Here is a 14220-nt window from a genome sequence, read left to right as displayed (position 1 = left end):
CCACTCAAAGACTAGCTTCCAAACCTATCTAACAAACTGTGGTAAAGCATCCCCAACACCAACCCCGGCCACCTCAATAAAGTGCCACCTGGAAACTCTACTTTAGGAAGAGAAGAAAACACGTTATAACCCTCACTCTCCCCATAAATTGCATCAGCCAGAAGCTTGCCGGCAAAAGTTGCCGTAGGCACTCCATGTCCAGAATACCCCTGACTATAATATAGGCCCGACTGTAACTGTCCTATACAGGGCATCCGATTCATAGTAATGGCCAGCGTACCCCCCCAGCCGAAATCAACAGCAGTATTTTCCAGCTGCGGGTAAACCCTCAACATATACTTGCGGACGAAACTGCAAATATCTTTAGGGAAACGCCTGGTGTAATTTTCCCCTCCCCCAAAAATTAAGCGGTTATCGCCAGATAATTTCCAATAATTTATAACAAATAGAGTATCTTGCAGTGCGAAGTCATTGGCTATGATTTCCCTAGCGAGCTCCGCCGGTAAGGGCTCTGTTGCCAGCACAAAATTATTTATTGGCATTATGCGCCCCGCTAAGCGGGGCTCAAGATCTTTCAAGTAACCATTGCAAGCTAAAATTAACTTTTCGGCCTTCACCTTTCCTCGTGCAGTTTTCACCGTAAAGGGAGAAGAGCTCGAATACCCTTGCACACCACTACACTCAAAAAACCTGGCACCGGCAGAAACTGCTGCGCGGGCAAGACCTAATGCAAAATTGAGAGGATGAAGATGTAGCGAACCAAAATCCAGCTGTGCGCCGAGATATCGTTTGCTACTTACAAGCTGTCGAACTTCTTCTTTCTCTATATACTCAACTTGCCTGTAATCATATTTCTCTCTGAGTTCTTCAGTTTCATCCTGCAGATATTTATCGTGACTGGATTTTGCTGCAAGATGCATGATCCCGCGTTTTAAATCACATTGAATCTGGTGCCTGACTATAAGGCTTTCCACCAGTTGAACAGCATTGATACTCAAATTCCAGAGCTGCTTAGCGGTGTCAAATCCGAACATGGCTTCCAGATCACCCTGGCTTCGCCGTTGTCCAACACCGACATGTCCTCCATTCCTTCCTGATGCGCCCCAACCAATCCTATTAGCCTCCAGAAGCACCACACGGTAGCCGCGCTCTGCCAAGTGCAAAGCACTGGAAAGTCCCGTATAACCACCACCAATAACGCAGACATCTGCCTCCACGTTACCTTCCAGGCATGGATACTCCTGAAGGTCGTTAGCTGTAGCGGCATAATAGGATTCCGTGTGCTCATCCAACCTATTCATCACCTTCATATTTCTACCAGATACCCTCAATGCCATTTAAATAAACGGCCCTGTTCCAATCGGCAGTATATAGTTCCTTTACACAGGAGGAATTATTTTCAGCGCAACGCTTTCCGGCACTGATCATAGAATTTCACTCAGGAAGAAAAAGTAAGCAATGGCTATCCAATGGATAAAATTACAAACTGGCTGGCAAATCACAATATTGCAGAAGTTGAATGCCTTGTTCCCGACATGTCAGGTAACGCCAGAGGAAAGTTCACCCCCACCGATAAGTTCTTAACTCAAGACAGCCGTTTACCGGAAAGCATTTTGGTGCAAACTGTCACGGGGGATTATGTCGACGAACACAATGAGCTTGTTGATCCAGCAGACACCGACATGCTCCTAATCCCTGACCCCAACTCAGTGCGCCTAAACCCTTGGGCCAATGATCCGACAGCACAAATCATTCATGACTGCCATTCTCGAGATGGGGACCCTCACCCTATCAGCACCCGTAATATTTTAAAATTTGTCCTCGAAAAATATGCAGACAGAGGATGGAAGCCTATTGTCGCCCCTGAGGTAGAGTTTTATCTTGTAAAAAGAAACCTGGATCCGGATGAAAAGCTATCCGCGCCTGTGGGAAGATCGGGACGCACAGAAAAAACCCGACAATCCTACAGCATTGATGCAGCCAATGAATACGAGCCCATCATTGAAGACATGTATGATTTTTGTGAAGCTCAGGGGCTTGATGTCGACACACTGATCCACGAATCAGGCACTGCCCAGATGGAAATTAACTTTCTCCATGGAGATCCACTTCATTTAGCTGACCAGGTCTTTACCTTTAAACGCACAGTGCGCGAAACGGCTCTGCGCCACGGCATTTATGCAACCTTCATGGCAAAACCGATGGAAGACGAACCTGGAAGCGCTCTGCACTTACACCAGAGTGTGGCGGATAGAAAAACCGGTGAAAATATTTTTGTCGATAATACAGGAAAAGAGAGCAATAATTTCTTGCATTTTATTGGCGGCATGCAGAAATACACTCCCGGTTTTATTAGTTTTTTTGCTCCAAATGTAAACTCCTATCGCCGCTTCACACCTGAAATGGCCGCACCCACCAGTCTCCACTGGGGTTATGACAATCGAACAACAGGCCTTCGGGTTCCCGACAGCTCGCCACAAAGTAAACGTCTTGAAAATCGTTTTCCCGGAGCAGACTGTAATCCCTACCTTGCCATAGCAGCTTCTCTTGCCTGCGGGTATTTAGGAATGATCAATAAAGTCGCACCGAGCGCACCTTATCAGGGCGACTGCTCCAAAGAGTCAATTACACTTCCCCGCACCCAGGAACATGCCCTGACACTCCTATCAGATTGTGATGAAGCAACAGAAATGTTTGGCAGTAAATTCGTAAAAGCCTGGAGCGCAATCAAGAGAAATGAATATGAAGAGTTTAATCGTGTGATCAGTTCGTGGGAGAGGGAATTTCTATTATTAAATGTATAAATAACCGTTCCACTAAAAGCTAACAGAAATAATAAACTGTTATCGCCAAATTTATTTTTTCGGAAAAAACAACTCATCTTTTCCACCTCACAGGCAGAACATCACTTCCTAATTTGTGACGATCCGAGCAAAAATATCGAAAACAATTCAAATATATTAGTTTGCCATCACCTTTTTGTTGCCTAGATGCGTATGCAGGGTAATCTCAAGTTGCCCAATTAATTAGGGCAACCGGTTTGAGAAAGCGAACGCCACTGCCGCTACCGCGGTCCCTTCCTGGCGACGGTTATCTTCTGCTGTCTTACCACATAAAAATCCAGCCTGTATTGGCCAACCAGATTTAATACGGTCCCCACAAGGGAAATACGGCTGTATACCGGCGGATTCATATATAAAAAAGCTATAAAAGGGAAAGCTAGCAATGAAGCATTTTGTAGGACTAAGCTGCACTTTAGCCTTGGCTATTAGTGCACATGCTGTTGAGCGCGTCCCCGCCACGGCGGACATGCTCTCACCACAAACTTTAGCTGCCACCGGCGGATCGGATATGGCGCTCGAAAAAGTTCGTGAGCGCACTCTCGTCAACGGCAAAACCGTAGCCCGCTACCAACAGACTCACAAAGGCATTCCTGTCTACGGCCAAACAGTAACCAGCTCCGGGCAGGGTCTGATTACTGAGGTTCGCGGCAATGTCATCACTGGGCTGGAACTGGAAGTACCCAATATCAAAGCATTTATCAATGAAGATAATGCTATTGAGCGGGCAATGGACCACCAGATCAACTGGCGCACGCAGCAGGGCGTTATCCAGGGAGCTTTGTCAGTTCAGGCTTTGAAGCTGGAAGCACATAACCCCAAAAAGAAACTCTACGTCTATATCGATGAGCAAGACAATGCCCGCTTGGCTTACCTGGTCAACTGGGTTGAGTACGGCGATGAACCCACACGCCCCTTCTACTTTATCGATGCAATGACTGGCGAAGTTCTCAAGCATTGGGACGGCTTGAACTTTGCACAAAATGCGACAGGCCCAGGGGGCAATTCAAAGACCGGGCGCTACGAGTACGGTACTGACTACCCCCACATGATTGTTGACGACAGCTGTGCCATGGATACGGACAATGTAGAAACCGTTGATATGAACCACAGCACGAATGGCGGTAGCATCCACTCGTTCACTTGCCCGGACAATGACTATAAGTCAATCAACGGCGCTTACTCACCACTCAATGACGCACACTTCTTTGGCGGTGTGGTCTTTGATCTCTATAGCGACTGGTACAACACATCCCCTCTCACACAAAAACTGAGAATGCGGGTGCACTACAGCAACAACTACGAGAATGCCTTCTGGGATGGCAGCCAGATGACATTTGGTGATGGCCAAAGCTACTTCTATCCACTGGTTAGCCTCGATGTTTCCGCTCACGAAGTCAGCCACGGCTTTACCGAGCAAAATTCGGACTTGAATTACTACAATCAGTCCGGCGGTATCAATGAAGCCTTCTCTGATATTGCCGGTGAAGCTGCCGAGTACTATATGCGCGGCAGCAATGACTGGTTGGTAGGGGCCGAAATCTTTAAGTCCAGCGGAGCACTCCGCTACTTTGAAGATCCAACTGACGATGGCAGCTCCATCGGTCATGCCGATGATTACTACAACGGCATGGACGTGCACTACAGCTCCGGCGTCTTTAACCGGGCCTTCTACCTACTGGCGAATACCAGCGGCTGGAATACCCGCACAGCATTCGACCCCTTTGTTCTTGCCAACCAGATGTATTGGAGTGCCAATACTGATTTTGAAGATGGTGCCTGTGGTGTTTTCTCTGCAGCATCAGATTTAGGCTACGACACTGATGATGTTGTTGCCGCATTCTCCACGGTAGGCGTTTCCACCAGCAGCTGCGGTGGCGGCGGTGGTGGTGGCGGTGGTGGTAATGAAGGCGGAGAACTCGAAAACGGGGTTACCGAGACCGACATCGAGGGCAGCAGTGGTGATGAAGTTCACTTCACCCTGGATGTACCCGCAGATGCCACAGACCTGTCTTTTGTAATGTCCGGCGGAAGTGGCGATGCCGACCTCTACGTTCGCTTTGGTAGCGCGCCGACCACCAGCACTTATGACTGCCGTCCGTATAGTTCTGGCAACAATGAAACTTGTGATATCGCTGACGCTGACCTGCAGGGCGGAACCTATTACGTCATGGTGCGCGGCTACTCCTCCTTCTCCGATGTCACCCTGGTAGGCAGTTACACCGGTGGTGGTGGCGGTGGTGGCGGTAGCGATAGCTGGGAAGAAACCAACCTTTCTGGTTCCCGCAATAGCTGGCAGCACTTCACCATTGAGGTTGACGCTGGAGCTTCTACCCTGAGCGCCGTAATGGAAGGTGGCAGCGGAGATGCAGATCTCTATGTTCGCCACAGCCAAGAGCCTACCCGTACAGCGTACGACTGTCGTCCCTACCAGTGGGGCAATGACGAAAGCTGCACCATCAGTAATCCGGATGCTGGAACCTGGTATATCAGTATCCGCGCTTACTCTGCCTACTCTGGTGTTACCCTGAGTGCAAGCACTGAGTAATTAAGCTGATTTCCACCCAGCAGGTCTCTGCTGGGTGGACAAGCTCTAGACCGATCAAAGGATCGGTGGTGCACAAACAAAAAAGGCGGCCATATTGGCCGCCTTTTTTAATCAAACCCAGACAAATTATTTATGGCTTGGGTCTTTCCAGTAGTCCTTCACGGTATCTTTCATCTCCTTGGCCAACACAGTAATACCAAACAGATTGGGCAAGGTCATTATCACAATGGCCACCGCAGAGAGGTTCCAAATAACTGTGGTGTCCTCAATCGCAGCCCAGAAGAATGCAATAACGTAAACTATTCGGTAAGGCATTACTGCCTTGGGGCCGAAAAGGTAAATCATTGAGCGGTCGCCGTAGTATGACCAGGCAATTGCTGTAGAGAAAGCAAACAGCAGAATTCCCAGAGTTACAATCAGACCACCGTATTCACCAAAGTAACCGCGCTGGAAGGCAAGATTGGTCAGGGCCACAGAGTGCACCAGGGACTTACCCCAAATATCCACATCTTCATTGGCAAACTTACCATCTTTCACATCCAGAACACCGCTGAAGCTGTCATCCCCCACACGGAAGTCCAGGTCTTCAGCAATAGAACGGGCGTGGATGAGGGTAAAGTCCTGGCTGTTCAGCGGGTGGCCGTCAGTCACAACAATGGAGCCGTTATAGGCCTTAACATCACTCTCCTGACCGCTCAAATACTTGAACAGCTGCTCAACATCCTGGGTATTCTTCTCATCGTAGCTACCCGCTACAACGTAAGTATCTGCACCTTCAAACAGGTTCTCGTGTTTCTCAGTCCAAACACCAGAAGAAAGAATCACAAGTCCGGTTAAGGTACAAATGATAATGGTGTCGATAAAGGGTTCCAGCAGGGAAACCATACCTTCAGAAACCGGCTCGTCTGCGCGAGCGGCGGCGTGAGCAATAGGTGCAGAGCCCTGACCCGCTTCGTTCGAGAAGAGGCCACGGTTCACACCACGGTTAAAGGCATAGGCAAAGCTCGCACCCAGGAATCCACCTACAGCCGCACTACCGGTGAAGGCATCGCGGAAAACAGCCCCAAAGGACGGCAGAATATTTTCGTAGTTGTAGATGATAACGCCCAAGGCACCTATTACGTAGATAACTGCCATGGTGGGAACAATAGTGGAGGTCACTTTAGCAATTCGGGTAATACCGCCAATAATCACCATGCCCAGCAAAATCGCCAGGATGCCACCAGTCAGAGCCTTCTCAACACCAAAAGAATCGTGCATTGCCTGGGCAATGTTGTTGACCTGGGGCAAGCTGCCGGTACCGAATGAACAGATAACGGTCGCGATTGCAAAGAGCACCGCAAGCCATTTCATATTCAAACGGCGCTCCATGTAAAACATGGGGCCACCCGCGTAGTAACCATCCGCTGCTTTAATACGGTATTTGTGTGACAGGGTCACTTCCACAAACTTTGTGGTCATACCCAGGAATGCGGTCATCCACATCCAAAACAGCGCAGCCGGACCACCGAGGAAAATAGCCAAGCCAACGCCACCGATATTACCGGTACCTACGGTACCTGACAGTGCCGTGGCCAATGCCTGGAAGTGGGAGGTATCACCCGGGTCACCGGGCTTGTCGTACTTACCGCGCACAATCTTGATCGCATGCCCAAAATAACGAAGCTGCGGAAAACCAAGATAAATGGTGAAAAAGAAACCGACTCCAAGTAACACCCAGGGGAACCAAGGTGCTGAGCCGAGCATGCCGTCTATTAACAACAGCAGATTGTTAAAGGAATCCAAACTAACCCCCCACTACTCTGACTTATTTCTGTTTGTTTTATATACAGATACAACTGTAATTTGTTGCGCAGGTTAGCAGCTTACGCGGCACGAGAACAGTAATGTCGTATTATTCGGCCACTGGGAAGAAGTGAGTTCGGTGGGGGAAGAGGCCAAATTGCCCTCCGGTATGAATAAAAACCAGGTTGTCTGAGCCCCGGTAATTTCCTTTTTTTAACTCCTGTAACAGACCATGAAATGCTTTGCCGGTGTAGACTGGATCGAGAAGAATACCCTCCAAGCAAGCCAACTCTTTAATAGTCTGGTAAACCTCTGGCTCCGCCACCCCGTAAGCGGGACCTTTATAGTCGGCATTAACCAAAATCTTGAGAGACTCCAAATCAAGCGATACACCAGACTGTGCCATCCACTGTGAAATATCCTCACGCACTTTCACTTGGAAATAATTAGCATTGTCGCAAACGGCGAAACCCGTAACTTTCACACCGGCTTCCAGCAAATGGCATCCCAAGGTCAAACCCGCTTGGGTCCCACCGCTGCCAGTAGCGCATAAAATATGATCAGGCGAGAAGCCCCTATCTGCACAGTCTGCCAATAATTCCTGAGAGGCCGAGATATAACCCCAGATGCCTAAACCGTCGCTGGCACCAGTGGGGATACAGAAAGACTTCTGCCCTCTGGACAGATACTCAGCAGCCCAGCTATCAAAGAGGCCCTGTAAATTCCGGGAGTATTCTTCCGGTGAGTAAACCGCAATTTCAGCGCCTGCCAACTCATCCAGTAAGAGGTTGCCATCGGGATTTGCAGTGCACTCGCCACGTAAAATCAACTGAACCTTAAACCCCAATCGAGCCCCCACCAAAGCAGTGGTACGGCAATGATTGGATTGCACTCCGCCACAAGTGATCAAAACCTGAGCCCCTTGGGTCCGGGCCTCAGCGGCAACAAACTCTAGCTTGCGCAGTTTATTTCCCGACATGCCGGACTCGGTAAGATCATCTCTCTTTATCCAAATCCTGGGCCCTCCATAAGGAAGGGAGTAAAGATCACTGATTCGGTCTAACGACTGCAGAGGTGTGGGCAGATTCGCCAGGCGCAACCGCTTAGGCAACTCAATTGGCAGGCTCTTAAGCACGGTGAATTAAACCTGTTATGTCTAATTATTAGTTTTATCGATGTGACTCTGTAAGAGGACACCTCTAGCAAAAAGTTTCCGCAGAGGTAGAGCCAAGCTTGCTGAGTAAGCGGATAGAGGACTAGCTTTGAAAAATGAACATAAGCATGCCTTTCAGTGCTATTTATTGCTTTTTGCCTAACCTGCTTTTTTATCGGAAAATTAATCAGACAAATTAGTCCAGTCTTTGATTAATTCCGCAATTTTTCTGTGGGCTTTCAAGGCACAATAAATACTGCCCGCGCAAAAATAGTAACCAAAAAAAAGCCCGGCAATTGCCAGGCTTTTTTAGTGACGACATTCAAAGATAAACCCTGAAAAGGATTAGATCTTTTTAATCGTACCTTTGGGTAATACTGCGTGCACAGCTACTTTTTGGAACTTCAAAGACATGCTGTCTGCAACTTCCAATACGATGTAGTCCTCATCGACCTTGTCGACGCGGCCCAGCATCCCGCTGCTCATTACAACTTCGTCACCCTTTTTCAGAGCGCCAACCAGTTCTTGATGCTCTTTCTGGCGCTTGCGCTGTGGGCGAATAATAAAAAACCACATGAATGCAAACAAACCCGCAAACATCAGCAGGGTTATCATCGGATTACCCTGTGCTGCCGGCGCCGCTTCTTGTGCCATGGCGGAGGGGATAAAAAAGCTCATGCAAAACCTCAAAGAGTCAGCCTATTAAATTGCCGCCAACTCTAACGGGTTTGCCCCGCGGAGGCAACGGATTGGGCCGATCCCGTAGAGACCGGCCAAACCAATCCACACTCAGAACCTCTGGCGGACCTGCCGGCGGTAGCCAGTAGGAGACATCCCGGTCCAGCGTTTGAACGCGCTGGTAAAACTGGTTCGATCAGAGAAATCGAGAATTCGTGAGATTCCATCAACGCTCAGCGCAGTATCTTTGAGGAAATGCACCGCGTGACGAAAACGAACATGGTCACGTAAAGATGCAAAACTGAGGTTGTGTTCCTGCAACCGGCGTTGCAGAGTCCGGGTGGACATACTTAGGTCGGACGCTACCGGGCGAATAGCGAGAGAGGCCTTACCGATACGCTGCTCCAGCACATCTATTACCCGTGCGGCAATACCAAAACTGGTTGCTTCGGGGGGGGCCAGCAGCTGGTCGAGAATATTCGGGTCTCCGGATATTCTGGCCTGCTGAAGTGATTTGTCTTCAGAGAGCGAAGTCTGGTCGGGCTGAGTATGGTTCATCGAGCTGCTCCTATTGAGTTCCGTGAGCCGCAGTTATTTTTCTATGTCCGCATCCAGCGAATCCCGGTTGCCCCTGCCCACACCAACACAACATCAACTTCGGCGGACGACTACGTGATGCGGGATGCACCAAAAAACAGACATCGAATCCTTCACAGAGATGTACAATTTTTAAACTAACCGCTCCGGCAATTCCCGCAGAGAGACTCTCTCTAGCCGGCGCACCTTTCCTTTACAACTGCCAGTATAGACCAAGAATTAAGAAAGCAAGGGGCGACAGTGCTTTTTTTCATCTTATTGTGTACCAAGGGCCAAAAATACTTACTTTCGGTACCCACGTGTCGCCTTTGAGTCCGAAAGGTAGGGGCTACAGCAGACCAAGCACCAGTCCAGCCCCGCCCCTCAGAGTCTGGCAATTAATCCAGGTTCTCGCCAATCCAATTCAAAACATCAGTGTCATGGGTCTTGGTTTTAACTTTGTCGATAATATGGCGAAGGCGCCCACTCTTATCGATAATAAAAGTTGTTCGCAGAAGCCCCATGTACTCCTTGCCCATAAATTTCTTCAAGCCCCAGCAGCCATATTTATCAGCAATCTTGTGTTCTTCATCAGATAGCAAATCAAAATTCAGTTCGTGCTTGTCGATAAAGCGCTGCAACTTTGCTTCTGGATCCGGGCTCACCCCCAACACAACAGTATTGGCTTTTTTAAATTCAGCCGCACTATCGCGAATCCCACATGCCTGAGTGGTACAACCGGGGGTAAGTGCTTTCGGGTAAAAGTAGAGGACGACATTACTTTTGTCACGAAAATCCTTAAGTGACACTTTCTCGCCACTTTGGTTGGTCAGCGTAAAAGCCGGAGCCAAATTACCGATCTTCGGAAAAGCCATCTGATATCCCCTGTGGAACAGTTAAGAGTAAAGCGGGGATTATAGCGAAAAGAAACAAACGAGACGCCAGTTCTATAGAGAAATCAGAACTGCTGCAGACGAAACTCTTTCTCTTTCCTGGCACAAATGCCAAAACGACCTAACTTCTGCACCAGCTCCGCCTTTTCAGCTTCGGTGAGGAACTCCCCGACTTCAAGGCATCCCTCAGGACCACTAAAGTTAACCGAAGCCATTTCGGTAGCACTGCTCCCCATCCTTACGAGTACTGCCAACTTATCGCGGGCGAACTCCCGGTGATACACCGTTTGCTGCCTGAAACCCTTACAGCAATCCAGAATTACCAACTCCTCATTGATGCGTATTACTTCTCTGCGGGTCCCTTCGAGGTACACGTAGGTAAACAGGATGCCTAGCAGGATCATTTCAAGCCCGGCAAAGGGAAGAATCATCCAGGCTCCCGCCATCGCAAAAGCGAGGCTGATTCCAAGGGATACCCCAACCAGGGAAAAAAACACCCACAGATTGCCGGAGAGGGACAGGGACTGGTTAGGCTGCAGCAGGATACAGGCGCAACGGGCGGTGTTGCGGCCAACTTCAGTGACCATAGCAGGGACATCCGGCAGATATATAAAATCAGTGTAGTGCCGATGGCGGCAGCTCACACGAAGATACTGACCGGGAAAGTTTCCTGGTCCGGGCCGGGGTTTACAAAATTCAGGCATAAAAAAACCCACACCTCAGTGTGGGTTTTTGGGAGAGGTCTGCGGCCAAGGCCTGGGACCTGTCACTCCCTATTACGGCAGCAGGTGTGCTACTGCATCACGCTCTTCCGCCAGCTCCTGCTCGGTAGCAGACATTTTCTCGCGGGAGAAGTCGTTGATGTCAACGCCTTGAACAATTTCCCAGTCGCCGTCTTTGCAAGTGCAAGGGAAAGAGTAAATCAGGCCTTCCTGAATACCGTAAGAACCATCGCTGAATACAGCCATGCTGGTCCAGTCACCTTCAGCGGTGCCCAGAGCCCAATCGTGCATATGGTCGATGGCAGCGTTGGCAGCGGAAGCCGCAGAGGAAGCACCACGCGCCTTGATGATAGCTGCACCACGCTGTTGAACAGTCGGGATGAAGTCGTTTTCGTACCATTCCTGCTCCACTTTATCCATGGCTGCAGCACCGGAAACCTTCACTTGGTGCAGGTCTGGGTACTGAGTGGAAGAGTGGTTGCCCCAAATGGTCATATGGGTGATGTCGTTAACGCTGGAATCAGTTTTGTTTGCCAGCTGAGACAGAGCGCGGTTGTGATCCAGACGGGTCATCGCGGTGAAGTTACGCGGGTCCAGGTCTGGCGCATTGCGCTGAGCGATCAGGGCATTGGTGTTAGCCGGGTTGCCAACAACCAGCACTTTTACGTTACGAGAAGCAACGTCGTTCAGGGCTTTACCCTGTGCAGAGAAGATAGCAGCGTTAGCTTCCAGCAGATCCTTACGCTCCATACCCGGTCCACGGGGACGCGCGCCTACCAGCAAAGCGTAATCTGCATCTTTGAACGCAACAGTAGCGTCATCGGACTGAACGATACCCGCGAGCAGCGGGAAAGCGCAGTCTTCAAGCTCCATAGCAACGCCTTTCAGCGCTTCCAATGCCGGAGTGATTTCCAGCAATTGCAGAATAACCGGCTGATCTTTGCCCAGCATTTCGCCAGAGGCGATGCGGAACAGCAACGAATAGCTAATCTGACCGGCAGCGCCGGTAACAGCAACACGTACAGGTGCTTTCACGATAGTTCTCCCTCGTTTGTAAGCGGCCGCATTATAGGGCCTCGCGAGTAAATTTCATCTTACACAAGCGAAATAGCGGCTCAATTTGTATGACAAAACCTCTCAGACTGTATTGGACACTCTTTGCGAGTGATTATGTCAGCGCCAATTCCCGGTAACGCGCCTGCAGTGCCTTGTAAACCTGGTCACTGTAATCAGCAGCAGATGAGTCCAAAAGTCCGGCAATTTCCGCTAAATGTTCATTGTCTTCACGGCCCGCCCAGTTTTTTACATAGCTGCCATCTTTGTAGCCGTTATCCTGACGGAATCGGTTGAGTACATTTTTACCAACATATCGCTGGTACAACTCAGCAAAAGACATTTCTGCATCGGCCAATAGTTGAGCAAAGCCAGCAACATCAAACTGTTTGGTGGCCAGGGTGTTCAAGGTGAAAGACTCGAGGTTCTCACGGAAATCACCCGCCGTACGCTCGGAACCGGCAAATTCCTTCAGCATGATCTCAGCCACTTCCTGCGGAGAGCCTTTTTGCAACTCAAGGCTCAAACCGAAATGCCAGATATCCACCAATTCAAGCTTCACCTGATCCATTTCTGGAAGTTGCTTCTTCCACCACTTCCAACCGTAATGGTCTAACAACTCTGCACTTTCTACCCAAATAGCGCGGTACCAGGCAAAGTTTTGCTCACGCCAGTTTTCATTTACTACTGTATTAATCTGGTCTTGCAGAGTCAGCATGACTTGCAACTGCTGCTTCATCATAGGGGAACATCCAATAGACCCGGATCAAACTGCCCGGGGGAATAATCTGAAAAAGTTTTCTGAGGTGATTTCGGCCAGCTCTTCGTAGGGAATACCGCGTAAATCAGCGATAAATTCCGCCACTTCACGCACATAGGCCGGAATATTGGGCTTACCCCGATAGGGCACTGGGGCCAAATAAGGGGAGTCGGTCTCAACGAGTAACCGATCCAAAGGCAACTTGCGGGCGACATCCCGCAGCTCCTCAGCATTTTTAAAGGTCACGATGCCAGACAAAGAAATATAATAATTGAGATCCAGGGCAGCCTTGGCCATATCCCAGCTCTCGGTAAAACAGTGCAGAACACCTGCGGTATTGGTATTACCGTACTCTTTAATGAGAGCGATAGTATCTTCCCGCGCATCTCTCGTATGCACAATAACCGGAAGCTCTGCCTGTCCTGCCGCTTTCAGGTGTGCAATAAAGCTCTGCTGCTGGATTTCCTGGGTGTCAGTGCTGTAGTAGTAATCCAGGCCTGTCTCCCCCAATGCAACAACATTGGGCTGGTTAGCCATTTCTACCAGTCGCTCAACATCCGCCATGCCGGAGTCGACATCCAGCGGGTGCACACCAACGGAACAGACTACGTCCTCGTAGCGGGTTGCGATTTCAACAACCGCATCGGCGTTTTCCAAACTGATACCGACACAGAGGAACTTGCCAACACCGCGACTGCGGGCCAGGTCCAATACAGCATCCAGATCGCCATCAAATTTATCGAGCTTAAGTCTGTCCAGGTGACAGTGAGAATCAACAAGCATTAGAGAGTTACAACGTATGGGTTGGGCGGCTGGATTCTAAGGTTCCCGCCAAGTGGGTTTCAATCTTGTTTTGCGCGATATTGTCCTTATCGCCAAACTGAACTCCGATTCCGGGAGTGCGGTTGCCTTGAGCACCATTGGGGGTAATCCAGATCACTTTACCGGCAACCGGAATCTTTTCCGGCTCATCCATTAAGCTCAGAAGCAGAAAAACCTCATCGCCAAGGTTGTACGATTTATCCGTACTGATAAACAAGCCACCATTCTTTACGAAGGGCATATAGGCCGCATAGAGCACAGATTTATCCTGGATTTTCAGTGACAGGATGCCGTTGCGGGCACCGCCTCCCATGGCTTTCATGGACAACCTCAATGTTTATATTTTTAAATGATGCGCTAACTTATCTAAGCCCGCTGCCTGTGTCCAGG

General features: G+C 49.5%; 13 protein-coding genes. 2 read left to right on the top strand and 11 right to left on the bottom strand.

Going from position 1 to position 14220, the window contains the following annotated elements; translation table 11 throughout:
- Nucleotides 1-11: 11 nt before the first annotated feature.
- Nucleotides 12-1301 carry an NAD(P)/FAD-dependent oxidoreductase gene (locus ACYX4J_RS08805; protein WP_476178655.1) on the bottom strand — a complete coding sequence of 430 codons (1290 nt, stop codon included), beginning with the start codon at nt 1299-1301 and terminating at the stop codon, nt 12-14.
- Nucleotides 1302-1469: 168 nt separating this feature from the next.
- On the opposite strand from ACYX4J_RS08805, the gene ACYX4J_RS08800 reads away from it, so the two are divergent.
- Together ACYX4J_RS08800 and ACYX4J_RS08795 are read left to right on the top strand one after the other, a co-directional pair.
- Nucleotides 1470-2804 carry a glutamine synthetase family protein gene (locus ACYX4J_RS08800; protein ID WP_445356239.1) on the top strand — a complete coding sequence of 445 codons (1335 nt, stop codon included), beginning with the start codon at nt 1470-1472 and terminating at the stop codon, nt 2802-2804.
- Nucleotides 2805-3225: 421 nt separating this feature from the next.
- The gene (locus ACYX4J_RS08795; protein WP_444933422.1) at nt 3226-5388 is read left to right on the top strand and encodes a M4 family metallopeptidase; all 2163 of its coding nucleotides are present in this window, start codon (nt 3226-3228) and stop codon (nt 5386-5388) included.
- A gap of 126 nt (nt 5389-5514) precedes the next feature.
- Here ACYX4J_RS08795 and ACYX4J_RS08790 read toward each other — a convergent pair whose 3' ends face one another.
- The 10 genes from ACYX4J_RS08790 to ACYX4J_RS08745 form a co-directional block, all read right to left on the bottom strand.
- Complete coding sequence (locus ACYX4J_RS08790) at nt 5515-7173, bottom strand: alanine/glycine:cation symporter family protein (protein ID WP_413662275.1); 1659 nt, start codon at nt 7171-7173, stop codon at nt 5515-5517.
- A 109-nt stretch (nt 7174-7282) separates the two neighbouring features.
- The gene (locus ACYX4J_RS08785; RefSeq protein ID WP_476178381.1) at nt 7283-8308 is read right to left on the bottom strand and encodes a D-cysteine desulfhydrase family protein; all 1026 of its coding nucleotides are present in this window, start codon (nt 8306-8308) and stop codon (nt 7283-7285) included.
- Between the two features lie 363 nt (nt 8309-8671).
- Nucleotides 8672-9004 (bottom strand): preprotein translocase subunit YajC, encoded by a 333-nt coding sequence (gene yajC, locus ACYX4J_RS08780; protein WP_282932486.1) that lies wholly within the window; start codon nt 9002-9004, stop codon nt 8672-8674.
- 111 nt (nt 9005-9115) lie between these two features.
- Nucleotides 9116-9562 carry a helix-turn-helix domain-containing protein gene (locus ACYX4J_RS08775; RefSeq protein WP_020415217.1) on the bottom strand — a complete coding sequence of 149 codons (447 nt, stop codon included), beginning with the start codon at nt 9560-9562 and terminating at the stop codon, nt 9116-9118.
- Nucleotides 9563-9978: 416 nt separating this feature from the next.
- Entirely contained in the window at nt 9979-10455 is a 477-nt protein-coding gene (gene bcp, locus ACYX4J_RS08770; RefSeq protein WP_282932483.1) for a thioredoxin-dependent thiol peroxidase, read from the bottom strand.
- 83 nt (nt 10456-10538) lie between these two features.
- Nucleotides 10539-11177 carry a DUF2244 domain-containing protein gene (locus tag ACYX4J_RS08765; protein WP_413662277.1) on the bottom strand — a complete coding sequence of 213 codons (639 nt, stop codon included), beginning with the start codon at nt 11175-11177 and terminating at the stop codon, nt 10539-10541.
- Between the two features lie 72 nt (nt 11178-11249).
- A complete protein-coding gene (locus ACYX4J_RS08760) occupies nt 11250-12230 on the bottom strand; it encodes a malate dehydrogenase (protein ID WP_476178380.1) in 981 nt (326 codons plus the stop codon).
- Between the two features lie 133 nt (nt 12231-12363).
- Nucleotides 12364-12987, bottom strand: coding sequence for a dUTP diphosphatase (locus ACYX4J_RS08755; RefSeq protein WP_444908414.1), 624 nt, complete (start codon nt 12985-12987; stop codon nt 12364-12366).
- 27 nt (nt 12988-13014) lie between these two features.
- Nucleotides 13015-13791, bottom strand: a complete 777-nt coding sequence (locus ACYX4J_RS08750) for a TatD family hydrolase (RefSeq protein ID WP_476178379.1) — start codon at nt 13789-13791, stop codon at nt 13015-13017.
- Between the two features lie 7 nt (nt 13792-13798).
- Nucleotides 13799-14152 carry a PilZ domain-containing protein gene (locus ACYX4J_RS08745; protein WP_413662279.1) on the bottom strand — a complete coding sequence of 118 codons (354 nt, stop codon included), beginning with the start codon at nt 14150-14152 and terminating at the stop codon, nt 13799-13801.
- Between the last annotated feature and the right edge of the window lie 68 nt (nt 14153-14220).

This window comes from Microbulbifer sp. ABM4_008 (assembly GCF_056311705.1).
The sequence above is the reverse complement of the archived record's forward strand: the minus strand, read 5'-3'. Positions and strand labels throughout refer to the sequence as shown.

Bases quoted from the DNA above. Each gene is read 5' to 3' on its own strand.
- ACYX4J_RS08800 (WP_445356239.1), top strand. From the start codon at position 1,470: ATGGATAAAATTACAAACTGGCTGGCAAATCACAATATTGCAGAAGTT.
- ACYX4J_RS08755 (WP_444908414.1), bottom strand. From the start codon at position 12,987: ATGAAGCAGCAGTTGCAAGTCATGCTGACTCTGCAAGACCAGATTAAT.
- ACYX4J_RS08750 (WP_476178379.1), bottom strand. From the start codon at position 13,791: ATGCTTGTTGATTCTCACTGTCACCTGGACAGACTTAAGCTCGATAAA.
- ACYX4J_RS08745 (WP_413662279.1), bottom strand. From the start codon at position 14,152: ATGAAAGCCATGGGAGGCGGTGCCCGCAACGGCATCCTGTCACTGAAA.
- ACYX4J_RS08765 (WP_413662277.1), bottom strand. From the start codon at position 11,177: ATGCCTGAATTTTGTAAACCCCGGCCCGGACCAGGAAACTTTCCCGGT.
- ACYX4J_RS08795 (WP_444933422.1), top strand. From the start codon at position 3,226: ATGAAGCATTTTGTAGGACTAAGCTGCACTTTAGCCTTGGCTATTAGT.
- yajC (WP_282932486.1), bottom strand. From the start codon at position 9,004: ATGAGCTTTTTTATCCCCTCCGCCATGGCACAAGAAGCGGCGCCGGCA.
- ACYX4J_RS08805 (WP_476178655.1), bottom strand. From the start codon at position 1,301: ATGAATAGGTTGGATGAGCACACGGAATCCTATTATGCCGCTACAGCT.
- ACYX4J_RS08775 (WP_020415217.1), bottom strand. From the start codon at position 9,562: ATGAACCATACTCAGCCCGACCAGACTTCGCTCTCTGAAGACAAATCA.
- bcp (WP_282932483.1), bottom strand. From the start codon at position 10,455: ATGGCTTTTCCGAAGATCGGTAATTTGGCTCCGGCTTTTACGCTGACC.